Source organism: Curtobacterium sp. MCPF17_051 (genome assembly GCF_003234595.1).
Lineage (GTDB): Bacteria > Actinomycetota > Actinomycetes > Actinomycetales > Microbacteriaceae > Curtobacterium > Curtobacterium flaccumfaciens.
Map to the genome: position 1 here is coordinate 176145 of NZ_QKSE01000003.1, position 25464 is coordinate 201608.

Sequence of the window (25464 nt, forward strand, 5' to 3'; positions counted from 1 at the left end):
ACATCCGTACAGCGAGCATCGGACGGCAACGCGCCGCTGTGGACAACTTCAGCGGTGGATCAGAAGCCGCGGTCGCGTCGGATGACGGCGGCGCTCCCGACGACGTCGCGCCGCAGGATCGCCTGCCCGGCGGTGCCGGCGTAGTCGTAGACGTCGAACCCGGTACAGTGGGTGATCGTCGCCGGCGGCCCGAGGGAGTCCTCGGCCGCGGTGGTCCAGAGGTCGTGCGACCCGACCACCACGAAGCTCGGGTCGGCGTCGCGGTAGGCCCCGAGGTCGACGAGCCAGGGGTAGGTCTCGAAGGTGTCCCGGACCTGCAGCAGCCCGACGTTCATCGACGCGTAGGTGGCGAGGGGCCGGACCGTCCAGAACTGCCCGACGCCGGTGACCTGGCGGCCGTCGGCCCAGCGGTCCAGGCACGCCGCCGCCGGGTACCGCGCGGTCGCCACGGCGTGGGCGGTCCCGGGGGCCACGGCGATCCCGGTCGCGAGCACGGCGGCCATCGCGACCGCCACCCCCGCCCGGACCCCGCGGTGCGGGCGGTGCACGCGGGTGCGGCGGACCGCGGTGCGGGTGAGCTCGGCCACGGCGACGAGCGCGAGCAGCGGTGCGGTCACGATCGGCTGCAGGTAGCGCGGGGTCTCGGACCCGGCGACGACGACCCCGACGGACACAGCGACGACGGTCACCAGGGGCAGCAGTGTCGCGACCAGCACGGTGCGTGCGGTGCGGACCCGCCAGGCCCAGACCGTGCCCCCGACGGTGACGAGCACCCCGGCGAACAGCAGCAGGAGCCCGAGGTCGCCCGGAGCCGTGCCCGCCCGGTCGTCGGTCAGCGCCGCGAAGAACCGCAGGGTCTCCCCGGCCCGGGACGGCTGCACGTACGTCGCCGGGTCGAGGGAGACGAACGGCCGCAGCGGGATCCGCACCAGGTACCCGACGACCGATCCGACCGTGACGGCACCGGCGAGCAGCGCGGCCGGACGCCACGGCACCCGGCGCGCCAGCACCAGGAGCCCGAGGGTGACGACGACGGGAGCGGCGGACCAGGGTACGTACAGCGGGTTCGACGCGGTCGTGCACGCCGCGACGAGTCCGAGCACCACGAGCAGGGGCACCGACGCCCGGCCGAGGCGCACCGCCCGCAGCACGAGCACCGCGGTGCCGAGCATCGCCAGCACGGCGCCGTAGTAGTAGGTCGTCGTGAGCAGCAGGGATGCCAGCTCGAGCGAGGTGGCCGTCGCCGACGACTCGGTGAGCACGAGCAGCGTGACCAGACCGAGCGCCCCGGCCGACACCGCGATCCGGGCGGGGCGCCCGGCGGACGGCATCAGCTCGTTCGCTGCCGCCCGCACCAGGGCGTAGACGGCGAGGAGCACGAGCACCCCGTTCAGTGCCAGGGCCTGCTGCGGTGTGGCGGTCACCAGCGAGCAGGACAGGTACACGGGCAGCTCGGGGAAGAAGAACAGCGCGGGCGACATGGCCCACTCGAACGGCTGGCCGGCCTGCAGGGAGCGCTGGACGAGCGGCAGCAACACCGAGTCGCCGTCGTACCAGAGCAACGCGACCCGCTCCGTCGCGATGACGTGGCGCAGGGCGATGACGGCCAGGGCCAGCGCGACCAGGCCGCCCAGGGCCTCCCGTCCGATCGTGACGGCCACCTCGCCGGGCCGGCGGCCGCCGGACGGAGCCGGCTCCACGGCGGGGCGACGCGGTGCTCGGGACATGCCCCGGAGCGTACCGAGGCCGCCTCGGTGCCGGCACCCCGCGGCCCACAGGCTGGGGGAGCGCGTTGCGGGCCCGACCGACTACCCTTGTGGGCTGTGACCGACGCGCGCGAACAGTTGATCCAGTACATCTCCTCCGAAGCGGTGTTCCACGGCGACTTCACCCTGACCAGCGGGAAGAAGGCGACGTACTACATCGACCTGCGGAAGGTCAGCCTGGACCACCGCGTCGCGCCGCTGATCGGCCAGGTCATGACCGAGCTCGTGCAGCAGGTGCCGGACGTCTCCGCCGTCGGGGGCCTCACCATGGGCGCCGACCCCATCGCCAGCGCCGTCCTGCACCAGGCCGCCGCCCAGGGGCTGACCTACGACGCCTTCGTCGTCCGCAAGGAGCCGAAGGACCACGGCCGCGGTAAGCAGGTCGAGGGACCGGACCTCAAGGGCAAGCGCGTCGTCGTGCTCGAGGACACCTCCACCACCGGCGGCTCGCCGCTCAAGGCGGCCGAGGCGCTCGAGCGCGAGGGCGCGATCGTCGCCGCCGTCGCGGTCGTCGTCGACCGGGACACCGGTGCCAAGGAGACGATCGAGGCGGCCGGCTACCCGTACTTCGCGGCCATCGGGTTGGCTGATCTGGGGCTGACCGCGTGACCGAGGAGCGTCCGGACGACGCGCGCGAACCCGACGGCACCGTCGGCCCGGCAGATGGGGACGACGGCCTGGAGGCTCGGCGCGCGTCCGGCTCGGACGCTCCGTTCCACGGTCTCCGCAGCGCTGCGGACATCTTCGGTGCTCCGCGCGGCGAGGAGGACTGGCCGTCGCGACGGGAGCGCCGCGAGGCCGAGCGCACCGCCCGCGAGACGGGCGCGCCGCTGCCGGAGCCGTTCGTGGCCGATGGCGAGGCGGAGGCTGCTGAGACTCCTGCTCCTGCTCCTGCTCCTGCTCCTGCTGCTCCTGCCGCGCCTGAGCCTGCTGCTCCGGCGCTCGACGACGGCGCGACCCAGGCCATCTCGATGCCGCCCGAGCTGCTCGCACCCTCCGAGAACCCCGACGCCGTCGTCGAGCACGAACGCTCCACACTGCACGACCGGATCCCCGCCGCCGCCGACACCCCGCCGGACTCCACCGCGCCGCACCCGTCGTCGATCGTGCTGCCGACGGCACAGACGCACCGGGACGAACGTGCCGCCGCGTCGAAGGCCATCGAGGACGAGCGTCGCCGCGTCGACCCGTTCGGCGAGGGTCGCGCCGACGTCGACTGGCTCGGCCGCGCGACCGGGAACCACCCGGAGCCCGTGGCTCCCGCTGCACCGCAGCCCCTCGGCGTCGAGAACGTGCTGCCCCCGACCGAGGAACCGCCGACCTTCACCGACCTGCTGCGCATCACCAGCACCGGGCCGGTCCCCACGCAGACCGGCGCGCACGACCGGCCGTTCGACTGGGCGATCGGTGACGACGAGCCCGGCGAGGTCCCGGCGACGCTGACCACCGACTCGTTCGACACCACCGCGCTGTCCGCCGGATCCTGGTCGCTCGCCGACGAGCTGGACGACGAGGACGAGGTCGTCGCCGGCGAGGTCGACACCCCGGCCTCCGGGCTGCCGCAGGCGCCGCGGACCTACCCGGTGCCACCGGCGGTCCCCGTGCCGTCGGCGGTGCCCCCGGCGGTGCCGGCCGCGCCCGTGTCGGACACGGCTGCTCCGGCTGCCGTCCCCGATGCGGCTGCCGCTGGTGCTGGTGCTGGTGCTGCCGCTGCCGCTGGTGCTGCCGCTGCCGCTGGTGCTGCCGCTGGTGCTCCGTCGGAGGCGACCGAGGCCGTGGACGCACCCCGTCAGCCCGCCGGGGACGACGTGCCGGACGCGACCGAGGGCCTCCAGGCCGATGCCCCGACCACCGCGATGCCGGCTGCCGGGACGCCCTGGTGGTCCGAGCCCGACGCGACCGTGCCGCCGACCGCCGTACCGCCGCTCGTCGAACCCGCCGGTGCACAGGAGTACCCGGCGCACCTGCCGCCGTCGGTGGGGCAGGACCTCGACGCCGTTCTGGGGTTGCGTGGGAACGACACCGGTCCGCAGCCGGAGTCCCTGCCCGCCGCGGCGCCGGACGACCTGGACCAGTCCGAGTGGGACGGCCGCGAGACCAGCGACACGAGCGCCATCAAGGACCTGTTCGGCACCGAGGCGGTCGGGCAGCTCGGCGGCACCGGCTACGACCCCGAGGACACCGGGACGCGGATGATGCCGGCGGCGGCGGCCGTGCCTGCGGCTGCTGCCGCTCCAGCTGCTGCCCCCGCGTCCGCTGCTGCCGGACGGCCTGCCGGCGGTCCGGACCGGCAGTCCGGCGAACGCGACAACTTCATCAACGAGGGTTTCGCGCGGCTGCGGAACGAGGGCAAGCGCGGCAAGCAGCTGCTGATCTACGGGTCGATCGCGCTGATCCTCGTGCTCATCGTGCTGGTGTTCCTGCTGTCGAAGTGGATCCTCGGCAACAACATCGCCGACCAGGCCGTGCCGACGAAGTCGCCGGTGGCTGCCTCGTCGGCGCCGGCGACACCGAGCGCTGCGCCGTCGGCGTCTGCCTCGCAGCCGAGTGACCCCGCAGCACCGGCCGCGACCCTGCAGTTCGCCACGACGCCGGCGTTGCCCGGCGAGCACCCGTGGACCGACCTGGCCGGCGGGGAGTGCCTGTCGCCGTTCACGAACGCGTGGTCGCAGACCTTCACGGTGGTGGACTGCGCGACGCCGCACATCGGGCAGCTGACCGCACGACTCGCGGTCGAGGGTGACACCTACCCGGGTACCGAGGCCCTTGCGACCCGGGCCGCCGACCAGTGCCAGTCCGACGCGGCGCTGAACGCCTCGGCCGCCGCCGCCGTGGGCGACGTGCAGGTGCAGGGTTCCTACGCGCCGGACCAGGCGACGTGGGACCAGGGTGACCGGTTCATCTCGTGCTTCGTGACGCGGTCGTCGGGGCAGCCGCTGACCGGGTCGCTGGCGCCGGGGGCGTAGGCGCGCCCGCACCCTTCTTGCGACGATCCACCCCGTGATCGACGGGTGGTGTGTCGGAACATGCACGCGCATGGCTCGGGCGCGCGCGGCGTCAGGTGTTCGATGGAGGGATGACCACGCTCACCGATGCCCTCGCCGACCCGCGATCCTCCGCCCGGCTGCAGGCCGTGATGGCCGCGGGGACCACCCCGGACCCCGCTGACCTCGAGGTGCTCGTCGCGCAGTGCGCCGTCGAGCCGGACTTCTTCGTCCGCGACATGCTGACGTGGGCACTCACCCGGCACCCCGCCGAGGACGTCGTGGCCCGCGTGCTGCCCGAGCTCGAGCGCCCCGAGCCGCAGGCCCGCAGCCAGGCGCTCCACACCCTGTCGAAGATCGGTGACCCGGACGCGTGGCCCGCGGTGCGCCCACTGCTCGAGGACCACGACGACGAGGTGCTCCGCGCGGCCTGGCGGACGGCCGTCGCACTGGTGCCGGACGACGAGCGGGCGTCGCTCGCGCGGATCCTCGCGGTGCAGCTCGGCATCGGCGACCGCGAGCGTCGGCTCAGCCTGTCGCGTGCCCTGGTGGAACTCGGCGAGGACACCGTCGGACCCCTCCTCGTCACGGCCGCCGACCGGGGGACCGACGTCGTCCGGGAGCACGTGCGCGAGACCGAACGACTGCTGCACGACCCGGACGCCGCATCCGCACTCGCCCTCGAACGGGCCCGGCGCGAGGTCGCCCTCGGCCGGACGCGCTCCGTCAAGGGCTAGGGCCGGCGGGCGCGCCTGGCCGGGAGCGCCGGGTGGTCGCGAAGCGTCACCGTCGCGGTCGTGGGGCGGCCGCGTCGCGCGGTTACGAACCCCGTGCGCCGGGTGCCGAGTGGGCGCGAACCGTCGGCTGCGGGGCTTCCGAGCGACGGAGCGTGACCGGTCGGCAGAGGTGAGCGGGGTGTCGTGACCGGTGAGGGCGCCGGACGGGAGGCGCGTGGCGGCGGTGCGCCGGGCCTCCCGTCCGACGCCACGCGCGTTCGCGGCCCGCGGTGCGGTCACGACCCCCCGTGCGCTGGGCGCCGAGTGGTCACGAACCGTCGCCTGCGAGGCTCCCAGACGACAGTTCTTGACCGCTCGGCGGATGTGAGCGGGGTGCCTCGACCGGCCGGCCAACGCGTGCGTGCCGTCCGCCGCCACGCGCGCAGCGCGGTCAGTCGCCGTCGGGCGCGAGCCAGATGGACGACGCCGCCGCGGCAGGCAGGTCGACGAGGGACTCCGAGCCGTCGGTCGCCCGCCGCGACACCGCGATGACGCCGGCGTAGTCCCGCACCCGCTCGACCCGAAGGTGCGTGCCCAGCCCCACCCCGAGCTCGTCGAAGTACCGCAGCAGCGAGGGGTCGTCGTCCGAGACACGGTCGACGGTGCCGCAGGCTCCAGGCTCGATCGCGCCGAGGAGGGTGCCGGGGGAGTCCGGCACGATGCCGTCCGCGCCGGGGATCGGGTCGCCGTGGGGGTCGTGCGTCGGGTGGCCGAGGTCGGCGTCGACCCGGTCGAGGAACTGCTCCGACACGGCGTGCTCCAGGGCCTCGGCCTCGGTGTGGACCTCGTCCCACGAGTAGCCGAGCCGCTCCACCAGGAACGTCTCGATCAGCCGGTGCCGCCGGACCATCGCCACCGCGACCTGCTGCCCGAGCGGGGTGAGCACGACGCCGTAGTACGGGGTGTGCTCGATCAGGCCGTCGCGGTCGAGCTTCTTGAGGTTGCCCGACACCGTCGACGCCGACACCTTCAGGGACGCCGCGATGTCCCGGGTCGCCAAGCCGGGTCCGCCGCGCTCGCTGGCCTTCCAGATGAGCTTGACGTAGTCCTCTGCCATGGTGGACAGGGAGGGCAGGCGCATACCGCCAATCGTACGTCCCGCCTGGTACAACCAGCAGATGACCACCACCGCCCCCGTCCGAGCCCCTCGCCGTCGCTGGCCGGTGCCCCCGTCGCTGCTGCTCGGGCTCGCGCCGATCGTGGTGTTCGCGGCGATCAGCGCCTGGCGGTCACGGCCGAGCGACGACTACGCGACCCTCGGGCAGACGGTCGACAGCGTCGTGCACGCCCTCGTCATCCCCGAGGGCATCGCCGTCGCGGCACTCGCCCTGTTCGTCACGGCGCTCGGCTGGTGGCGGATCGCCACGGTCGACCCGGTCCGGACGCGAGTGCGGTGGACGATGGTCGCGCCGATCCTCGTGCTGGTGGTGTGCGTCGTCCGACTGCCCCTCATCGACTGGACGGCGCTGCCCGCGCACTACTTCCTGCTGCTCGCCGTCGGGGTGCTGTTCGTCGGGGTGTTCGAGGAGCTGATGGCCCGCGGCACCCTGCTCGTGGGGCTACGGCGGCGCCTGCCGGAGATGGGCGTGTGGGCCCTGTCGTGCGCGCTGTTCGGGCTGCTGCACCTGCTCAACGCGCTCGCCGGTGCCGGCATCGGGCCGACTCTGGTCCAGGTGGTGTTCGCGGCGTCGTTCGGGTCGACGCTGTACGTCGCGCGTCGGCTGACCGGGTCGCTGCTCGCCCCGGTGCTGCTGCACGCCTTCTGGGACTTCGGGTCGATCGGGTTCTCGGCGACAGCGGACCCGGGCGACGTCGGGAAGCTGACCCTGCTCGGTCTGATCGGGCTGTTCTCGTTCGGGGTGCTCGCGTTCGGCATCGTGGCAGGCGGGGTCATCGCCTGGTACGACGACCGGCCCCGTCGGCTCGCGAAGCGGTGGCTGTCGGTGCCGCCGATGGCGGCCTTCGCCCTGGAGGCCCGTGGGACGTCCCGCGAACCGGCTGCGGCGGGTGCCGCGGTCGCGTCCAGCCGCGGCTGACACGCGATAGCGGCCGCGGCCGACGCGCGCGGTCGCGTGTGACCGGCTAGAGCTCGACTTCGAAGGGCTCGGTGCGCACGAGCTCGTGCACGCCGGAGATGACCTCGCTCGGGCGGAACGGGTACCGGTCGATCTCCGCCTGGTCGCTGATGCCCGTCATCACGAGCACGGTGTGCAGCCCTGCTTCGATGCCGGCCTGCACGTCGGTGTCCATGCGGTCGCCGATCATGCCGGTGTTCTCGGAGTGCGCACCGATCCGGTTCATCGCGGAGCGGAACATCATCGGGTTCGGCTTGCCCACCACGTAGGGCTGCTTGCCGGTGGCCTTCTCGATCATCGCCGCGATGGCGCCGGTTGCCGGCAGGACCCCCTCGGCGCTCGGGCCGGTGGCGTCGGGGTTCGTCACGATGAACCGGGCGCCGGCGCGGATGAGCCGGACGGCCTTGGTGATCGCCTCGAACGAGTAGTTGCGGGTCTCACCGACGACGACGTAGTCGGGAGCGGTCTCGGTCATGATGAACCCGGCCTCGTGCAGGGCGGTCGTCATGCCGGCCTCGCCGATGACGAACGCCGAGCCGCCGGGCATCTGCGACTTGCAGAAGTCGGCCGTCGCGAGCGCACTCGTCCAGATCCGCTCCTCGGGCACGTGCAGGCCCGAGCCCCGGAGCCGGGCGCTGAGGTCGCGCGGCGTGAAGATCGAGTTGTTCGTCAGCACGAGGAACTCGGTGCCGTCGTCGAGCCACTGCTGGATGAGCTCCGGGGCGCCGGGCAGTGCCTGGTTCTCGTGGACGAGCACGCCGTCCATGTCGGTCAGCCAGCACTCGACGTCGTCTCGGGTCGCCATGGCCCTCACCCTACTGCGCAGGCGGTCGAGCCCGCCGTCTCCGTGCTCGGTGAACACGATCCGCGATATGCAGAACATGAATGATCGATGTGGAATGCGATGCGTGCGTACGCTGCTCGTCGGGGCGGTCCTCGCTCCGACGATCTGCGGGACATCAGCCTCGCGAGAACAAGGAGACCCATGCGATCCCGAAGTACAGCGCGCATCGCCGTGTCGACGCTGGCCACCGCTGGCGTCGTCCTCGGCCTTGCCCTGCCGACCGCCCCGGCGGCGAGCGAGCCGGAAGCACCCGGCGGCACCGCATCCGCCGCGACGCGGAGCACGGTCGACGTCGCGATCGACGTCACGAAGGACGGCAACGGCCCCTTCACCCCGACGGACGGCGCTGGTGGTGACGCAAGTGAGGAGAACGGCATCGTCCGCACGATGGACGCGATCACGTACCGCGTCTCCCTCAACTCGAACGACGGCACCAGCACGAACGAACGCTTCAGCGTGACCGCCCCCGCCGGCACGTCGTGGGCAGGGGTCCCGACCATCTGCGTCGGCCCCGGCTCGGCGGTCTCGGGCGCCGTGTTGACCTGCAACATCGGCACGCTCCGAGAAGGCCGGACGGTCTCCGTGCCGATCGTCCTCGACGTCTCCGCCGACCTGGAGAACGGCGACACGATCGCCGTCCCAGTGACCGCGACGGCGGACGAGGCCGAGAACGGAACCGCCACCGCGGTCGCCGAGGCCGTCACGGTCTCCGCAGCCGCGCGCTACAACCTGAGCAAGAACGTCCACGCGTCGTCGCTCCGGACCGACGTCACCGGTCCGGACGGAACGACGAAAGGGCTGCAGCTGATCTACCCGATCGCCGTGGACTGGCAGCCGCTCGTGCCCGGACAGGGCCTCCTCGGGTTCGAGAAGAGCACCGGGCCGATGACGTTCACGGACGACCTCTCCCAGATCCTCGGTGCCGTGCCCTCCGATGCGGTCCTGTGGAACGGTGGCAACCCCGTCTGCGGCCCCAACGACATGGGCGACTCGCGGATGGGAGGCCTGCCCGGCGGCAGCGGCGGCGGTGAGCAAGCGGTCACGGACTCCGGGGAGTTCTCGTGCGAACAGGCGGCCCCCGGTCAGGGCGTGGACGTCACCATCACCGGGACGGTCACCGACCCCGACCACGTCCCCTCGAAGAGCCTCACGAACGGGCCGATCGCCGGCGGCGCCAAGCCCTACTTCGTGAGCGGCTACATCAGCCTCTGGATGCCCAACCCTCCGACCGGGACCTCGGTGGAGTCGGTCAACACGTTCACGCCGCTGCAGACCACGTCCGTCAGCGGAGCGCCGAACTTCCCCGGCGGCACGGAACCCACGGGGGACAACTCCGCCGAGCGCAACGTCCTCGAGTACGCCGACGGCTCCGCGCAGAAGCGGCTCCTCCGGGTCATCGGCGACGGGCGCGCCGTCGAGCGGGGCTCTGCTCGCGACGGCGACCCGTGGGCCACCCCGGGCACGCTGCTCCGGAGCGACGTCACCGCCTCCAACAAGGGGCTGGCGTCGTTCGACGGCGCCGTCCTCTGCGACACCTTCGACCGCGACACGCAGCACATAACCCGCGTCGGCGACGGCAGGGTCGCGGCGTGGACCAGCGGCATGCGCAGCGCGAAGGTGCAGTACGCCGCGTACGACATGACCTCACCGTCCGCGGGCCAGAAGGCGACCTGTGACGACGAGGACGGCCCCTGGTACGACCGGCCGGAAGACGTCCCCGGTGGCATCGATGCAGTCGGAGCGGTCCGCGCGACCGGTGACGTCCCCGGTGGCAGTGACGGCACGCTCTACAGCTACGTCACCACCCAGGACGCCGCCGACGGCACACGGGCCCACGACTTCGGTCACGCGTGGTTCGGCGACCGCTCAGAACGCTGGGCGCACGACGTCTGGTCCGACGCGGACCTCGGTGCCGGTCCCCTGTCCGACAGCGTCATCCTCACCGAGAACCTCGCCCGGATCCAGAAGAAGATCGTCGACCCCGGCCACGACGCGGACGACACCCCCGACTCGACCACCTTCACCGTCGCCGGCGACACCATCGACTACGCCCTGTACCCGTCACTCACGAACGGCAACACCACGGGGAAGGAGGCCTCCGTGACGGTGCGCGACGTGCTGCCGAACCACGTGACCTACGTCGCCGGCAGTGCCTCCGAGGTGCCGGAGATCGACACCACGAAGGACGACGACGGCAACGACGTCCAGCGTCTCACTTGGACGACAGTGGTCCGTCCGAACGAGGCGATCGATCCGATCACGTACACCGCCGCGGTCTCGAAGCTCGCCCCGGCGGGCGCGATCACCAACGTGACGGACATCGCCTCGCCGACGGACAGGTCGCTGCAGGCCTTCCGCAACGCCCAGCGCGCCGTCCAGGTCGTCGCCACCGGCGGGGTCGGCATCGAGAAGACCGCCGTCGAACCGGTCGTCGTCTCGGGGGACCAGCTGGAGTGGGACCTCGGGTACACGAACATCGACACCACCCCGATCGACGGCCTGGACGTCATCGACGTCCTTCCGTACCGGGGCGACACCCGCAACTCCACCTTCCACGGCACGGTCGGACTCGCCGAGCCCATCGCGGTCGCCGCCGCCGCCGGTGAGCGCGTCCGCTACACGACCCGCGACCCGCGCGACGTCGTGCTCGACGCCGCTGACCCGTCGAACCAGGGCGGTGGCGCCACCACCTGGTGCTCGGCGTCGGCGTTCGGCGCCGAGGGATGCCCGGCCGGGCTCGCGGACGTCACGGCTGCGCGCATCCTGCGGACCGCCCCCGTGGCAGTGGGCGAGACCGTCACGCACCGGGTCGTGGTCGCGACGGCGGGCCAGCGCGACGGTGACACGTACACGAACCGGTTCGGCCTCCGCGCCTCGAACCTCGCTCTCCCGGTCCAGTCCAACCCGGCGACGGTCACCGTCGTCTCCGGTTCGATCGGGGACTTCGTGTGGTCCGACGAGAACGGCGACGGTCTGCAGGACGACGACGAAGCCGGCATCGCGGACGTCTCGGTCCGCCTCACCGGCTCGGACGACCGCGGCGACGCCGTGCGCCGGACCACCACCACGAACGGCGACGGCGAGTACACCTTCGACGACCTGCGCCCCGGCAGCTACACCGTGCACTGGACGGCTCCGGACGGTCGGGAGTTCACGAAGGAGCTCGTCGGCGACGACCGCGCGATCGACTCCGACGCCGACGCCTCCGGCGCGGCCGGCGCCGTCGAACTCGCCGCGATCCGTTCCGACGAGGGCCAGCTCGAGCACATCGAACAGGACCGCACCGTCGACGCGGGGCTCCTGCCCGCAGCGGAGACACCGACCGGACCGCCGGTGACGCCCGGTGGTCCGGAAGCGCCCGGACATCCCGGGAACGCCGGGAGCGCCGGGTCTTCGGGAACACCCGGCACTCACGACGACGCGGAGGCGTCGGCGGGTACCGGCGAAGGATCCCGCGATCCGGCACGCGGCGGACTGGCGTTCACCGGAGCTGACGGACTCGGACCGGCGGCGGTGACGGCGGTGCTGCTCCTGGCCCTGGGCGGCCTCCTCGTCGCGCGCAGGCGTCGCACCCGCGGATCGAGCCAGCGCTGAACCGTGGGGCCGCGGCGAGGCGGTCGTCGCGGCCCCACTGGCGGTCCGCTCAGAAAGGGCCGGGAGGCCCGGAGCGGCTCTTGCGCGCTGCTGGCAGACCCGAGATGGTCGAGACACCGAACTGCGCTCGGCTTTTGCCCTACGCTTTTCGGGACACGTACCGAATCAAGGAGGCCCCCTCGTGCTCGTCGAACCCGGAACCCCGTCCGCCGCGCCCCGACCCAACCCGGTGTCGGAGACGGAGCTCGAGGTGACCCCGCGCCGACGCCGAGGCCGCCCGAACGTGCTGTCCCGCGAGCAGGTGGTCGACGCCGCCACGACCATCGCGAACGAGGACGGCCTGGACCGCCTGTCCTTCCGGGCCCTCGGGGTGCGGCTCGGGGTCGCCCCGATGACCGTGCACCGGACCATCGGCGGCCTGGACGACCTGCACGCCGAACTCGTCCGCCGCACCGTCGACGAGTTCACCGCCACCTTCGTCTGGCCGGACGAGTGGCACGCCGTCGTCCGCACCTTCGCCACGACGTTCCGCGACCTGATGCGCACCCACCCGCTCGTGCTCGAGTCGCACAGCCAGCGCGCCCCGCTCGCCTCGACCGAGTCCGACGCCGTCGTGGCGAAGGTCGTCGGTGCCCTGCGGGACGCCGGACTCCCGCCGGCCGAGGCGATGTACACCTTCTTCGTCGTCTACGACTTCGTGGTCGGGCACGCCGGGGTGCAGGTCGGACGCGGGGACTCCGAGGCCGGACGCCCCGAGCGGCACCGGCTGGTGGGCGAGATCCTCGGCGAGCACTCCTACGACGACCGGTTCGCACTCGGCCTCGACATCCTGATCGCCGGCATCGAGACGCGCATCGACCGCGGGACCCGTACCGCCTGAGCCCGCGGCGCCTGAACCGGCGGTGGGAACCTGGTTCCGGACACGGAACCGCGCAGGTCGGCGGTGCTGTGACCGGAACCTGGTTCCCCGCGCCCGGCCGTACGCTGGTCGGGTGACCACTGCGCCCGAACCGTCGCACGAGCTGACGACCAACGGGGTGGGGCCGCACCCGGAACCCTGGCCCGACGACCCGAGGCTCGACCCGGAGCTCCTGGCCGCGGGGGACTCCCGGAACGTGCTCGACCGCTACCGCTACTGGTCGATGGACGCGATCGTCGCCGAGCTCGACACCCGCCGGCACACGTTCGACGTGGCGATCGAGAACTGGCAGCACGACCTGAACATCGGCTCGATCGTACGGAGCGCCAACGCGTTCCTGGCCGGCACCGTGCACATCATCGGGCGACGCCGGTGGAACAAGCGCGGGGCGATGGTCACCGACCGGTACCAGCACGTCCGCTACCACCCCGACGTCGAGGCGTTCCTCGCCGCGATGGCCGAGGAGCAGCGTCCCGTCGTCGCCATCGACAACACCGCCGGCGCCGAGCGCATCGAGACCGCGACGATCCCGGAGCGCTGCGTGTTCCTGTTCGGGCAGGAGGGCCCCGGGCTGACCGAGCAGGCGGTCGCCGGTGCCGACGCACACCTGGAGATCACGCAGTTCGGGTCGACGCGGAGCATCAACGCCTCGGCCGCCGCGGCGATCGTCATGCACAGCTGGGTCGTCCAGCACGCCCGGTTGCCGGACGCTCCCTGAGCCGGAACGGCCGGGTGGGGGCCGTGGACCCGGCCGTTCCGCGCACCGGGCGGGCGGGGCGGAGGCGGGTCGGGCCTCCAGGCCGGGGTCCGGGGTGCCGCGTCAGCGCGCGGCGGTGGTGCGGCGCGCGACCAGGCGGGGTTCGACGAGGAGTTCCGTGGCGGCGATCCGCGGATCGGCGATGCGGGCCAGCAGGCGCTCGCCGGCGCCGCGGCCGATCTCGACACTGCGGTCGTCGATGCTCGTCAGGCCGACGTACCGCATCGCGGCCACCGGGGTGTCGTCGTAACCGATGACGGAGACGTCCTCGGGGACGCGCAACCCGCGTTCGGCGAGCTCGGACAGGGCACCGAGGGCCATCACGTCGTTCGCCGCGAAGACGGCGGTGACGTCCGGGTGCTCGTCGAGGAGCATGCCGAGGGCGCGGGAACCGGCCTCTTCGGTGGGTTCGCCCGGCAGCACCGTCGTGACGACGGACGCGCGTGCCGCCGCAGCCTGCGCGAACCCGGCCTGGCGCTCGGCCGAGGCCGCCGAGCTCGCACCGACGAACCCGAGGCGGGTGTGGCCGAGGTCGAGCAGGTGCTGCGCCGCGATGCCGCCTCCGGCGTGGTCGTCGTTCGCCACGGTGTCGGCACGGGGGATCGCGACGCGGCCGCCGGCGATCACGAGCGGCATCGAGGCGGGGATCGCGAGGTCGGTGGTGGGCTCGCCGGCGATCACGATGCCCTCGACGCGCATCGAGAGGAACCCCTCGACCGGAGAGGCATCGAGCCCCGTGTTGAGGAACCGGTCGGCGACCACGAGCCGGTGTCCCTGGTCCTGCAGGCTCTCGCGCAGGCCGGTGAGCAGGTCCACGAACCACTGGTTGCGGAAGTCGTCGAGCACCACGCCGATCGTGCGGCTGCGCGTGCCGGCGAGGGAGACGGCCGCGGTGGAGGGGCGGTAGTCGAGCTCCTGGATGGCCTTGAGCACGGCGGCCCGGCGCTGGTCGCTGACCCGGGGGGAGCGCTGCAGCACGAGGGAGACGAGGGACTTCGAGACACCGGCGCGTGCAGCGACGTCGTAGATGGTCGCGGGCTTGCCGTCTCCCATGATGCGCTTCGACCTCCGTTGGCTCGTGCGTCGATCGTAGCGGGCGCGCGCCGGTTCGCTTCGTGAGCAGAAATGGTCGGGTGCGGAGCGGCGACTCGACCGTTTCTGCTCACGATCGACGCGTGGCCGGTCCTCCACACGGGAGGCCCGGGGCGCGTTGTGCACAGAAGTCGCGTTCGCCGCGCGGGCAGCTGGGGTCGCTGCTCGCGCGCCGGGGGTAGCGTCCGCTGTATGGCGACGCTGCTCATCACCGGAGCCGCGGGTCGGATCGGGAGCGCCCTGCGTCCTCGACTGCGGTCCGCGGGACACGACCTCGTGCTGCTCGACGAACAGCGGCCCCACGATCCGATCGTCGCCGGGGAACGGTTCGTGCCCGGTTCGGTGAACGACCCGGCGGCGGTGGACGATGCGCTCGCCGGGGTCGACACCGTGGTGCACCTGGCGGGTATCCCGACCGAGGCCGCCTGGGAGGACCTGATCGCGGCGAACCTGACCGGCACGAAGAACGTGCTCGAACGGGCGGCCGCCGCCGGGGTGCTCCGGGTGGTGCAGGCGAGCTCGATCCACGCAGTGGGGCTGGTGCCCGAACCCCTCGACCAGCCGGGGAGTGTGCCCGGAGACCGGCTGCCCCGTCCGGACACGTACTACGGCGTGACGAAGGCGGCGATGGAACTGCTCGGCAGCCTGTTCGCCGACCGGTACGAGATGTCGATCGTGTCCGCGCGGATCGGTGCGTTCGGTGCGCTGCCGCCGACGACCCGGGGGCTGCTCATGTGGACCTCGCCCGACGACCTGACACGCCTGGTGCTCGCGACCGTGGCGCTCCGCGACCCCGGGCACCACGTGGTCTGGGCTCTGTCGCGGAACACCGGGTCGCCGGCTGACCTGTCCGCCGGGGAGCGCATCGGTTTCCACCCCCTCGACGACGCGTCCGCCGTGCTCGACGCCGACGCCCGTGCAGCCCTGCCGACGGACGACCTGAGCACCCTCGGCGGCGGGATGGTGCACCAGCCGCTCGGCGAACGCGCTTCGTGAGCAGAAGAGGTCGGGTGACCTGATGTCACCCGACCTCTTCCGCTCACGAAGCGCGCCCGCGCCCGGCGCGCTCCGCTACCCGATCAGGCTCGGGCGCAGGTCGCGCAGCGTGCGGGAACGGGTCTGCCGCGCCGTGACCACGAAGGACACCAGGAGCGCCCCGAGCAGCCAGCAGAGCAGCACGCCCGCATCGGACCACGCGGCGCCGAGGTTCCCGCCGTACATCGTCTGCCGGATCGCGTCGACCGAGTACGTCATCGGCAGCGCGAAGTGCAGCGCCGCCAACGGTCCCGGCAGCGTCTGCCACGGGAACGTGCCACCGGCGGTGACGAGCTGCACGAGCATCAGCACCAGGCCGAGGAACTGCCCCACGGACCCGAGCAGCACGTTGAGCGCCATGATGATCGCCGCGAAGGTCGCCGAGGCCAGCACCATGATGCCGATCGTGCCGCCGACGTGCACCACGTTCAGGTCGAGGGCGAAGCGCACGATGAAGAACAGCGCCACCATCTGCACCAGGCCGAGGAGCGCCGGGGTCAGCCAGCCGCCGAACACCACCGCGAGGGGCTTCCGGACGGCCGTGATCGCACGCTTCGAGATCGGCTTCAGGATGAGGAACAGCGCGTACATGCCGATCCAGGCCGCGAGCGAGATGAAGAACGGCGCGAGGCCGGCGCCGTAGTTCGACGCGGCGGCGACGTTGTCGTCCCCGACCTTGACCGGGTCGGAGATGACCGAGGCCTGCGACTCACGCTCCGAGGCGTTCGACGCCGGGATCTTCGTGCGGCCCTCGTCGAGCGACGACGCGAGCTTCGACGAGCCGGTCTTGAGCTCGTCGAGCCCCGATGCGAGCGACGAAGCGCCCTGGTCCGCGGTCTTCGCCCCGGACGCGAGCTGCGACGCACCGGACGACAGGGTCGGAGCCGCAGCGGCCAGCGTCGACGTCCCGTCGGCCACCTTCGACGCTCCGGACGAGAGCGTGGATGCGCCCGTCGCCGCGGTGGCGATGCCGGACGACAGCTCCGGAGCCTTCGCCGCGAGCTTGCCGGTGCCGGCGGCGAGCGTGTCGGAGCCGTCGGAGAGCTGCTGGATGCCACTCGTCAGCGCCGGAGCCTGCTCGGCGAGCTGCGATGCCCCGGCGGACACCTGCGCGCTGCCGGTCTTGAGCTTCTGCAGGTTGCCCGACAGTTCGCCGGCACCGGTGCCGAGGTCGGCGCTGCCGGCCTGCAGGTCGTCGAGTCCGGCGAGCAGCGTGGTCTTCTGCTCCGGGGTGAGCACCGTGGACGCCTGCACGACCGGCTTCAGCGACGCGACGAGTTGCGGCGACTGCGCCGAGAGCTGCTGGACACCCTCGATGAACGGCGTTGCCTCGTTGGCCAGCGTGGCGTTCCCGGTGGCGACCTGCGAGGCTCCACTGGCGAGCTTCTGCGAGTCCGACGGCAGCGAGGCCGTCTGGTCACGGAGCTGGTGCAGCCCGGTCTGCAGCTGCTGCGCCCCCGCGTTCAACTGCTGCGTCTGCGACGGCAGCGCCGCCGTCTGCTGCTGCGCGCTGGCCAGCCCGGACGCCAGGGTCGACGCCCCCGACGCCACCTGCTGCGCCCCGCTGTTCAGCTGCTGGGTCTGCGACGGCAGGTCGGCCGTGCCGGAGGCGAGCTCCGCCGCACCGGAGGACAGCTTGCCGGTGCCGTCGGCGAGCTCGTGCGCACCCGAGTCCGCCTTGGCGGTTCCGGAAGCGAGTTCATCGGCCCCGTCGACGGCGTCGCCGAGGCTGTCCCGCACGTCGGCGAGCCCGACGAGCAGGGTCTTCGCCGCCTGCTTGCCGACGCGCTCGGCGACGGCGGTGCGCATGGTCTTGCCCGCCTGCTCGGCGATGGTGGAGGCCAGGTACGAGTTCGTGTCGGCCGTCGTCATGACGAGCTTCGCCTGCGTCGGGTCGTCGGACTGCGCGGACACCAGGTGCTCGGAGAAGTCGTGCGGGATGGTGACGACGAAGTCGTAGGTGCCGTTCCGGACGCCGGAGCGGGCATCGGCGGCGCTGGTCTTCGTCCACTTGAAGTCGGCGCCGTCGATGGCCTCCTTCGTGACGTCCTTGCCGTAGTCGACGTGCTCGCCGTCCAGCGTGGCGCCGGCGTCGAGGTTCACGATCGCGGCGGGGATCTGGTCGAGCTTCGCGTAGGGGTCGCGGTTCGCCCACAGGTAGGCGCCGCCGTACAGCAGCGGCACGATCATCAGCGCGATGAACGCCAGGCGTGCGAGCGGGGTCGCGGTGAGCCGCGCGAGTTCTGCGCGGACGAGCGAGGTGGTGGTCACTTCTGTGCCTCCGTCGGGACGGTTGCGGATGCTTCGGTGACGGAAGGAGCGGCCGGGAGGCCCGGCTCGGTTCCGTCGGTTCGGGCCACGTCCTCGGGGTCCTCGGTCTGGGGCGTCACGAGCGTCGCGACGTCGTCGTGCGTGTCGATCGTGTCGAGCAGGTGCTCGACGGTCGCGGCGGCGGCCTTCGAGGTCACGAGGACCACGGTCACGCCCCGTCGTGTGACGTCGCGGACCACCTGGAACCAGTCCTCGACGGCGCCGCCGTGCCGCTCGGGCGAGGTGATCACGATGCCTGTCACACCGTCGCGGAGCAGGGCGAGTTCGACGAGCAGCCGGACACGCACGGCGGTCGGCACCCGCTGCACGGCGGTGTCGACGTAGTCCCGCAGTCCGAGCTCGTCGAGCACGGTGTCGACGTGCTCGCGGTTCGGCCGCTGCCCGGCGAACGCGAGCTCCTCGCGCACGATCTGCTTGAGGGTCATGACGGGGAAGGGCTCGGCGACCCCGGGGGTGTCGACGAGGGCGAACGAGCGCCGGACGGCTGCCGGGTCCTCGTGGCCGTCGAGCAGCAGCCGCCCGGTGTCGGGCTGCATGCGGCCACCGGCGACGAGTGACGCGAGCACGGGTGCCTGCTCGGTCTCGACGGCGAGGACCCCCGGGCGTCCGGGGGCGGCGACGGCGGAGACGACGGGCAGGGGCGCGCCGGGCTCCTCGCCGATGCCGACGTGGTCGAGTTCGAGCGTCATGCGTGGTCCTTCCGGACGAGAGCGGGAGCGGGAGCAGGAGCAGGAGCAGGAGCGGCGGGTTCGGAGAGCAGCGCGGTGCGCCAGTCGATGCCGGCCGTGCCCAGCGCCGACACCACCACCATGCGCCGGCCGTCCTCGTCGCTCGTGCCGGAACGGGTGGCCTCGTCGAGGACGGCGATGCACGCGCCCTCGACCAGACGGCCGAGGGTCTCGGGGTCGACGTCGTTCCGCATGGCGCCGTCGGCGATCCCGAGCGCGCACGCCTGGCGCACCTGTGAGCGCAGCGGGGCGAACACCTCGGCGACGGGTTCGGCGAAGGGGCTGCGCACGGCGACCCGGGCCATCGAGCGGACGTGCGACACCTCGGTCCAGAGCGTCACGGCGATGGCGGCGAGGCGTGCGGCCGGCGGGAGCTCCTGCAGGTCCGAGGTGGTGGGCATGGCGGCGGCGATCCGGGCGGCGCCGGCGGTCACGACCTCGCGCACCAGGTCGTCGCGCGAGGGGAAGTGTCCGTACACCGCACGGCGCGACAGGCCGGCCGACGCGGCGATCGTCTCGATCGAGGCATCAGGGTCCTGCTGCAGGCAGGTCTTCGCCGCGTCGAGGAGGGCTGCCCGGTTCTCCGCGGCGTCGCGGCGGGGCGCGCGGGAGGGCTGCTCGGTGGTGGTCACGGACCCATCGTAATAACGTGCACACAGGTGTGCAACTTAACAGGATCCGTCCCCCGGACGAGGGGGGTCCCCCAAAGAGCGGACTGTCCTGCCTGAGAACGAACGCATAGCTTCACAGGAATCTCATGCGAACCACGGACTGAGCCTGGAGTGCCCTCTTTGAACCGTGCAACACCGATTCCCGACCCGAACCCAACACCCCGTCGCTTCACCCGCGTCCTGACCGCCGGCATCGCCGTCGCGGCCCTCGCGTGTGGCGGTCTCGCAGTCGGGGGTGCGGCCTCCGCAGCTCCGGCCGGGATCTCGGTGGCCGACCTCAAGCTCTCCGCCCCGCTCCGTGACGCCAAGCCGACGAAGACCGTCGCCGCGTTCGTGCGCACGACCGGCCAGGGTGCCCTCGAAGTGGACGCCAAGGCGAAGGGCGGGGACCTGACGAAGTCGCGGACCCAGTCCTCCGCAGCCAAGAACCGCGTCGAGGCGATCCAGTCGACCGTCGCCGCGGTGCGGTCGGCCGTCGAGCGAGCCGACGCCGAGGCGACCGAGCTCTACTCGACCGAGTACACCGTCCCCGGAGTCGCGGTCGTCGCCGACGTCGACGCGTTCCGGCAGATCGCGGAGCGGTCCGACGTCGAGAGCATCATCCCGCTCACGCCGAAGAAGATCGTCGAGCCGACGGTCAACGAGGACGCCGACGCCGCTCCCTCGGGCGTCGACCCCGGCCTGGTCCAGCCCGGTGCTGACGGCGTCGCGCCGAAGAACGCCGCGAGCGACGTCTACACGCGTTCGCTCGACGCCTGGCAGCAGACCGGCCACACCGGCCAGGACGTCAACGTCGCCGTCCTGGACACCGGGCTCGACTACACGCAGGCCGACTTCGGCGGCCCCGGCACCACCGAGGCGTACCAGCAGGCCCTGGCGAACGCGAGCGGCGGCGCCCCGGACGCGAGCCTGTACGACGCGTCGAAGTTCCTCGGCGGGTACGACTTCGCCGGTGCGACCTACAACGCCGACCCGACGGACCCGGACGCCTACGACCCGGTGCCGGCTCCCGACGACAACCCGATCGACGGCAAGGGCGGCGACCACGGCACGCACGTGTCCGGCTCGATCGCCGGCTACGGCCTGACCGCCGACAAGCAGCGGTTCGACGGTGACTACACCAAGCTCACCACGCAGCAGGTGCAGGACATGTGGATCGGTCCGGGCACCGCGCCCGAGGCCGGCCTGTACGCCCTGAAGGTCTTCGGTGACAACGGCGGCTCGACCGACGTCACCGGTGCCGCGCTCGACTGGGTGGGCCAGGCGCTCACCGAGGGCAAGGACATCAACGTCCTGAACCTGTCGCTCGGCTCCGACTACGGCGCGCCGGACGACCCCGACAACGCCAAGATCGACGCACTGACCGCTCGCGGCGTGCTCCCCGTGATCGCCTCGGGCAACGCCGACGACTTCACTGACATCGGTGGTTCGCCGGGCAACGCCGAGGGTGCGCTCACCGTCGCCGCGAGCGCCACGGGCCAGTCGCTCTACGACGGCGTCCAGGTCACCGCGCCGGCCGACGTCGCGAAGACCTACCGTTCGCAGTACTCGTCCAACTTCACGGGCACCCTGCCCGTCGAGGGCGACGTCGTCGTCCCGACCACGAACATCGACGGCTGCGCAGCGTTCAGCCCCGCTGACGCCGCGGAGATCGCGGGCAAGGTCGTCTGGCTGAAGTGGACCGACGCCGCGCTCGAGTGCGGTTCCGCTGTCCGCTTCGACAACGTCGAGGCCGCCGGCGGCGCCGGCGTCCTGCTGGCGGGCACGCTCGACACGTTCGAATCCGGCATCGGTGGCAACGCGACCATCCCGGGTGCCGAGCTGACCGCGAAGAGCGTGGCGAGCCTCCAGGCCACCGCCAAGGCGGGGACCCTGCACGTCCGCTTCGCGGACGAGCTCAAGGGCTTCGAGATCGCCTTCGAGGCGGACGCCGTGAACACGCTCGCGTCGTTCACCAGCCGTGGCGTGCACGGGTCGTTCGCCGACATCGTCAAGCCGGACATCGCCGGCCCCGGGGTCAACGTGATCTCGGCGGCCAACGGCACCGGTGACGGCCGCATGTCGATGAGCGGCACCTCGATGGCCACGCCGGACGTCGCGGGCATCGCGGCGCTGACGTTCCAGTCGCACCCGACCTGGTCCGCCCCGCAGGTGAAGGCGGCGCTGATGAACACGGCGACGCACGACGTCGAGGACGGTGACGGCACCGCGACCCTGCTCCGTCAGGGCACCGGCCGCGTCGACGCGCTGCAGGCCGTCACGGCGGACACCACGGTCCGCAGCGTCGAGAACGGCCAGCTCGTCACCGCCTCGTTCGGTGTCGTCGAGGTCGCCGCGAAGACCACCGAGACCCGGTCCCTGCTCGTCGAGAACACCAGCTCGACCGCGCACACCTACGACGTGGCCTACCAGCCGCGGGTGTCCCAGCCGGGTGTGGCGTTCTCGCTCAGCACCAAGCGCGTCACGGTCCAGCCGGGCCGGGGTGCCGTCGTGGACCTGACGTTCACGATCGCCGACCCGACGGCCCTCCGCCGGGTCATCGACCCCACCCAGGAGTCGGTCCAGAAGGGGTACCAGCGCGAGTTCGTCGCGGCGGCCACCGGACTCGTCACCTTCACCCCGACCGACACCACGACCGATCCGCTGCGGGTCGGCACGTACGTCGCGCCGAAGCCCGTGAGTGCGGTCCGCGGCGCGGGCATCACGTACACCGGCTCCCAGAAGACCGCCGACCTGCCGCTGCGTGGCCGGGTGGTCGACCAGGGGACGGCGACGACGGGGTACCACGCGGCGGTCGCGCCGTTCGTGCTCGGCGGGACGGACCCCCAGGAGACGTTCGCGGAGGGTTCGGCGTCGCAGTCGCTCCGTGCCGCGGACGTCCGGGCCTACGGGGCGAGCTTCGACAAGGCGTCCGGCACGCTGGCGTTCGGCATCCAGACCGCGGGACCCGACGCCAACCCGGGCGCCGTGACCAACGTCGAGGTGCTGATCGACACGGACCGCGACGGTGAGCCGGACTACCTGGTCTACGACGCGAAGTCGGCCACCATCGACGCCACCCTCGCCACGACGGTCGACCTCGCGACCGGCAAGACCGTCGACGCGCAGCCCCTCAACGGCGGTGCGCCCGGGCAGGACGTCAACACCTTCGACAGCACGGTGAAGGTGCTGACGGTGGATGCCGCGCTGATCGGTGCGACGTCGACGTTCACGTACTCGGTCCTGACCGAGTCGGCCTACGCGCCGGCTGCGGCCACGAGCGGCTCGTCGATCGTGGACGAGACCGCCACGGTGGCGTTCAACCCGGCGAAGCCGCCCCTGGCCTTCGCGCAGGGCTTGTCGACGGGTGTCGTCTTCGCCGACCGGGGCTCGCTCCAGGTCACGCGGTCGCCCGGTGTCGCGAGTGCCCGGGTCCTGCTGCTCCACCTCGGCAACGCGGTCGGCAGCCAGGCGCAGAGTGTCGCCGCGACCTGGGTGGCCCCGACCCTGCAGCTCCAGAAGGGCAGCGGGGTGTCGATCGCCGGCACGCCGAAGGTCGGGTCGAAGCTCAAGGCGGGCCACGGCAAGTGGAACGGCACGGGCGTCACCTACTCGTACCGGTGGCTGCGGGACGGCAAGGCCGTGACGAACGCCACGGGTTCGTCGTACACGCTCGGCTCCGCGGACGCGGGTCACCGGATGTCGGTGACGGTCGTCGCGAAGGCGACGGGCTACCAGGACGGCACGGCGACGTCGAAGCCGACCGTGAAGGTGGCGCGCTGATCCGCCGTTCGACACGGTGACCAGGAGGTGCCGGGCCCGGATCGGGCCCGGCACCTCCTGTTCGTGCAGGGGTCTCGACTCGTCGGTGCGTGTACGGGACAGGTAGTTAGACAAACTAGTTACGTGGTGCCAGTGTTGCTCCCATGCAGAACACGCTGAACCAGCTCCGGTCCAACCCGGTCGAGTGGCGCCGTCGTGGACTCACTCCGCCGGACGTCATCCAGGCCATGATCGAGCAGCGCCTGGCCGAGCCCGGGCACTCCCAGCCCGTCGGTGACCCGTCGTACCAGGACTTCTTCCGGAGCTGATCCGGGGTCGGCCGGGCGATCCGGGACGCACCGACCGACAGACGGGAGGCGCGGTGCCAGCTGGCACCGCGCCTCCCGTCTGTCTGCCGGTGACGTCTCGGACGTCACTTGCCGATCTTGCCGTCGGCCGCGTCCTCGGCCTTGCCGATCTGGTCGCCGTGCCCGCCGCCGGTCGCCTTGTCGGCCGCGTCACCCGCCTTGTCGAGGCCGGTGTCCGTGGCCTTCTCGCCCTTGTCGCTGTCGGCGAAGTCCTTCGCCTTGTCTCCGATGCCGCTCATGTCGTGCTCCTTCCCTGGTGGATCTGGACGGGTCCGACCGTGCTCCGACCGATCCGGACGGACACCCAGGTGCGCTGGATGTGGACAAGCAGCGTGCCGTCCACAGGGCGTCACAGCGGGTGACGCGCAGGCGACCAGCCGATAGACTCGGGTGGACCACCGGCCCGGACGGCCGTGTGCGGTCCTCCGCCAACGTGAGGAGAACCAGATGCCCGCAGCAGTCATCATTGGCGCCCAGTGGGGCGACGAGGGCAAGGGGAAGGCCACCGACCTCCTCGGCTCCCGCATCGACTACGTCGTGAAGTTCAACGGCGGCAACAACGCCGGCCACACCGTCGTCGTCGGCGGCGAGAAGTACGCCCTGCACCTGCTGCCCTCCGGCATCCTGACGCCCGGTGTGACCCCCATCATCGGGAACGGCGTCGTCGTCGACCTCGAGGTGCTGTTCCAGGAGCTCGACGCCCTGCGCGCCCGCGGCGTCGACGTCTCGAAGCTGCTCGTGTCGGCCAACGCCCACGTCATCACGCACTACCACCGCACCGTCGACAAGGTGACCGAGCGGTTCCTGGGCAAGCGCCAGATCGGCACCACCGGTCGCGGCATCGGCCCGACCTACGCCGACAAGATCAACCGCGTCGGCATCCGGATCCAGGACATCTTCGACGAGAACATCCTGCGCCAGAAGGTCGAGGCCGCGCTCGACCAGAAGAACCACCTGCTGGTCAAGGTCTTCAACCGTCGCGCGATCGACCCGGAAGAAGTCGTCGAGTCGCTGCTCTCGTTCGCCGAGCGCCTGCGCCCGATGGTCGCCGACACCGCCCTCGAGATCCACCGTGCCCTGGAGCGCGGCGAGACCGTCCTGTTCGAAGCCGGCCAGGCCACGATGCTCGACGTCGACCACGGCACCTACCCGTTCGTCACCTCGTCGTCCGCGACCGCCGGCGGCGCTGCGACCGGTTCGGGCATCGGCCCGGGCAAGCTCGAGCGGATCATCGGCATCGTCAAGGCGTACACGACCCGCGTCGGCGCCGGTCCGTTCCCGACCGAGCTGTTCGACGAGTCGGGCGAGTTCCTGCGGGCCAACGGCTTCGAGTTCGGCACCACCACCGGCCGCCCGCGCCGCTGTGGCTGGTACGACGCCCCGATCGCCCGCTACACGGCACGCATCAACGGTGTGACCGACTTCGTGCTCACCAAGCTCGACGTCCTGACCGGGCTCGAGACGATCCCGGTGTGCGTCGCGTACGAGGTCGACGGCGTCCGCGTCGACGAGGTCCCGGTCAACCAGTCCGACTTCCACCACGCGAAGCCGGTGTACCAGGAGTTCCCCGGCTGGACCGAGGACATCACCGGAGCCCGCACCTTCGACGACCTGCCGAAGAACGCACAGGACTACGTCCTGGCGATCGAGGCGATGTCCGGCGCACGGATCTCCGCGATCGGTGTCGGTCCCGGCCGTGACGCCATCGTCGTTCGGCACGACCTGCTCGGTGCTGACGAACGTGCCGACGAGCGCGCCGGCGAACGCACCGACGCAGCGTGAC

General features: G+C 72.1%; 19 protein-coding genes. 11 read left to right on the forward strand and 8 right to left on the reverse strand.

What is annotated here, in order from left to right; genetic code table 11:
- Positions 1-59: 59 nt before the first annotated feature.
- Positions 60-1727: a hypothetical protein gene (locus DEJ35_RS03570; RefSeq protein ID WP_146244738.1), complete on the reverse strand. Its 1668-nt coding sequence runs from the start codon at positions 1725-1727 to the stop codon at positions 60-62.
- A gap of 96 nt (positions 1728-1823) precedes the next feature.
- Here DEJ35_RS03570 and pyrE point away from each other — a divergent pair, with 96 nt between their 5' ends.
- The 3 genes from pyrE to DEJ35_RS03590 all read left to right on the forward strand — a co-directional run bounded on the left by pyrE (position 1824) and on the right by DEJ35_RS03590 (position 5487).
- Positions 1824-2375 (forward strand): orotate phosphoribosyltransferase, encoded by a 552-nt coding sequence (pyrE, locus tag DEJ35_RS03575; RefSeq protein ID WP_027464850.1) that lies wholly within the window; start codon positions 1824-1826, stop codon positions 2373-2375.
- Entirely contained in the window at positions 2372-4732 is a 2361-nt protein-coding gene (locus DEJ35_RS03580; protein ID WP_111192074.1) for a septum formation family protein, read from the forward strand. The genes pyrE and DEJ35_RS03580 overlap by 4 nt, the downstream gene beginning before the upstream one ends.
- Positions 4733-4842: 110 nt before the next feature.
- Positions 4843-5487, forward strand: a complete 645-nt coding sequence (locus tag DEJ35_RS03590) for a HEAT repeat domain-containing protein (RefSeq protein ID WP_111192075.1) — start codon at positions 4843-4845, stop codon at positions 5485-5487.
- 430 nt (positions 5488-5917) lie between these two features.
- Here the strand turns inward: DEJ35_RS03590 and DEJ35_RS03595 are convergent, their stop codons facing one another.
- Positions 5918-6607: a metal-dependent transcriptional regulator gene (locus DEJ35_RS03595; protein ID WP_027464846.1), complete on the reverse strand. Its 690-nt coding sequence runs from the start codon at positions 6605-6607 to the stop codon at positions 5918-5920.
- Between the two features lie 37 nt (positions 6608-6644).
- Between DEJ35_RS03595 and DEJ35_RS03600 the strand changes: the two genes are divergently transcribed.
- Positions 6645-7562 (forward strand): CPBP family intramembrane glutamic endopeptidase, encoded by a 918-nt coding sequence (locus DEJ35_RS03600; protein WP_181435493.1) that lies wholly within the window; start codon positions 6645-6647, stop codon positions 7560-7562.
- Positions 7563-7608: 46 nt separating this feature from the next.
- On the opposite strand, the gene DEJ35_RS03605 is transcribed toward DEJ35_RS03600, so the two are convergent.
- Entirely contained in the window at positions 7609-8406 is a 798-nt protein-coding gene (locus tag DEJ35_RS03605) for an HAD-IIA family hydrolase (RefSeq protein ID WP_027464991.1), read from the reverse strand.
- 180 nt (positions 8407-8586) lie between these two features.
- On the opposite strand from DEJ35_RS03605, the gene DEJ35_RS03610 reads away from it, so the two are divergent.
- From DEJ35_RS03610 to DEJ35_RS03620, 3 genes are all read left to right on the forward strand, one after another.
- Entirely contained in the window at positions 8587-12039 is a 3453-nt protein-coding gene (locus DEJ35_RS03610; RefSeq protein WP_181435494.1) for an SdrD B-like domain-containing protein, read from the forward strand.
- A gap of 181 nt (positions 12040-12220) precedes the next feature.
- A complete protein-coding gene (locus DEJ35_RS03615) occupies positions 12221-12919 on the forward strand; it encodes a TetR/AcrR family transcriptional regulator (RefSeq protein WP_111124351.1) in 699 nt (232 codons plus the stop codon).
- A 112-nt stretch (positions 12920-13031) separates the two neighbouring features.
- On the forward strand, positions 13032-13676 hold the full coding sequence (locus tag DEJ35_RS03620) for a TrmH family RNA methyltransferase (protein WP_111124352.1): 645 nt from the start codon (positions 13032-13034) through the stop codon (positions 13674-13676).
- Between the two features lie 102 nt (positions 13677-13778).
- Here DEJ35_RS03620 and DEJ35_RS03625 read toward each other — a convergent pair whose 3' ends face one another.
- Positions 13779-14768 carry a LacI family DNA-binding transcriptional regulator gene (locus tag DEJ35_RS03625; protein ID WP_027464994.1) on the reverse strand — a complete coding sequence of 330 codons (990 nt, stop codon included), beginning with the start codon at positions 14766-14768 and terminating at the stop codon, positions 13779-13781.
- A gap of 231 nt (positions 14769-14999) precedes the next feature.
- Here DEJ35_RS03625 and DEJ35_RS03630 point away from each other — a divergent pair, with 231 nt between their 5' ends.
- Positions 15000-15803 carry an NAD(P)-dependent oxidoreductase gene (locus DEJ35_RS03630; protein ID WP_181435495.1) on the forward strand — a complete coding sequence of 268 codons (804 nt, stop codon included), beginning with the start codon at positions 15000-15002 and terminating at the stop codon, positions 15801-15803.
- Between the two features lie 75 nt (positions 15804-15878).
- On the opposite strand, the gene DEJ35_RS03635 is transcribed toward DEJ35_RS03630, so the two are convergent.
- From DEJ35_RS03635 to DEJ35_RS03645, 3 genes are read right to left on the reverse strand one after another with little or no spacing between them, the layout of a single operon-like run.
- Positions 15879-18113 carry a YhgE/Pip domain-containing protein gene (locus DEJ35_RS03635; RefSeq protein WP_111090194.1) on the reverse strand — a complete coding sequence of 745 codons (2235 nt, stop codon included), beginning with the start codon at positions 18111-18113 and terminating at the stop codon, positions 15879-15881.
- On the reverse strand, positions 18110-18862 hold the full coding sequence (locus DEJ35_RS03640) for a hypothetical protein (protein ID WP_110858785.1): 753 nt from the start codon (positions 18860-18862) through the stop codon (positions 18110-18112). Before DEJ35_RS03640 ends, DEJ35_RS03635 begins: the two co-directional genes overlap by 4 nt.
- Entirely contained in the window at positions 18859-19533 is a 675-nt protein-coding gene (locus DEJ35_RS03645; protein WP_110858786.1) for a TetR/AcrR family transcriptional regulator, read from the reverse strand. Before DEJ35_RS03645 ends, DEJ35_RS03640 begins: the two co-directional genes overlap by 4 nt.
- A gap of 306 nt (positions 19534-19839) precedes the next feature.
- Here DEJ35_RS03645 and DEJ35_RS03650 point away from each other — a divergent pair, with 306 nt between their 5' ends.
- Together DEJ35_RS03650 and DEJ35_RS17180 are read left to right on the forward strand one after the other, a co-directional pair.
- The gene (locus tag DEJ35_RS03650; protein WP_111192077.1) at positions 19840-23334 is read left to right on the forward strand and encodes a S8 family serine peptidase; all 3495 of its coding nucleotides are present in this window, start codon (positions 19840-19842) and stop codon (positions 23332-23334) included.
- A 143-nt stretch (positions 23335-23477) separates the two neighbouring features.
- Complete coding sequence (locus DEJ35_RS17180) at positions 23478-23642, forward strand: hypothetical protein (RefSeq protein ID WP_155896763.1); 165 nt, start codon at positions 23478-23480, stop codon at positions 23640-23642.
- Positions 23643-23746: 104 nt separating this feature from the next.
- Here DEJ35_RS17180 and DEJ35_RS03655 read toward each other — a convergent pair whose 3' ends face one another.
- Entirely contained in the window at positions 23747-23920 is a 174-nt protein-coding gene (locus DEJ35_RS03655; RefSeq protein ID WP_110858788.1) for an antitoxin, read from the reverse strand.
- 208 nt (positions 23921-24128) lie between these two features.
- On the opposite strand from DEJ35_RS03655, the gene DEJ35_RS03660 reads away from it, so the two are divergent.
- Positions 24129-25463, forward strand: a complete 1335-nt coding sequence (locus DEJ35_RS03660) for an adenylosuccinate synthase (RefSeq protein WP_110858789.1) — start codon at positions 24129-24131, stop codon at positions 25461-25463.
- The last annotated feature ends 1 nt before the right edge of the window (position 25464 follow it).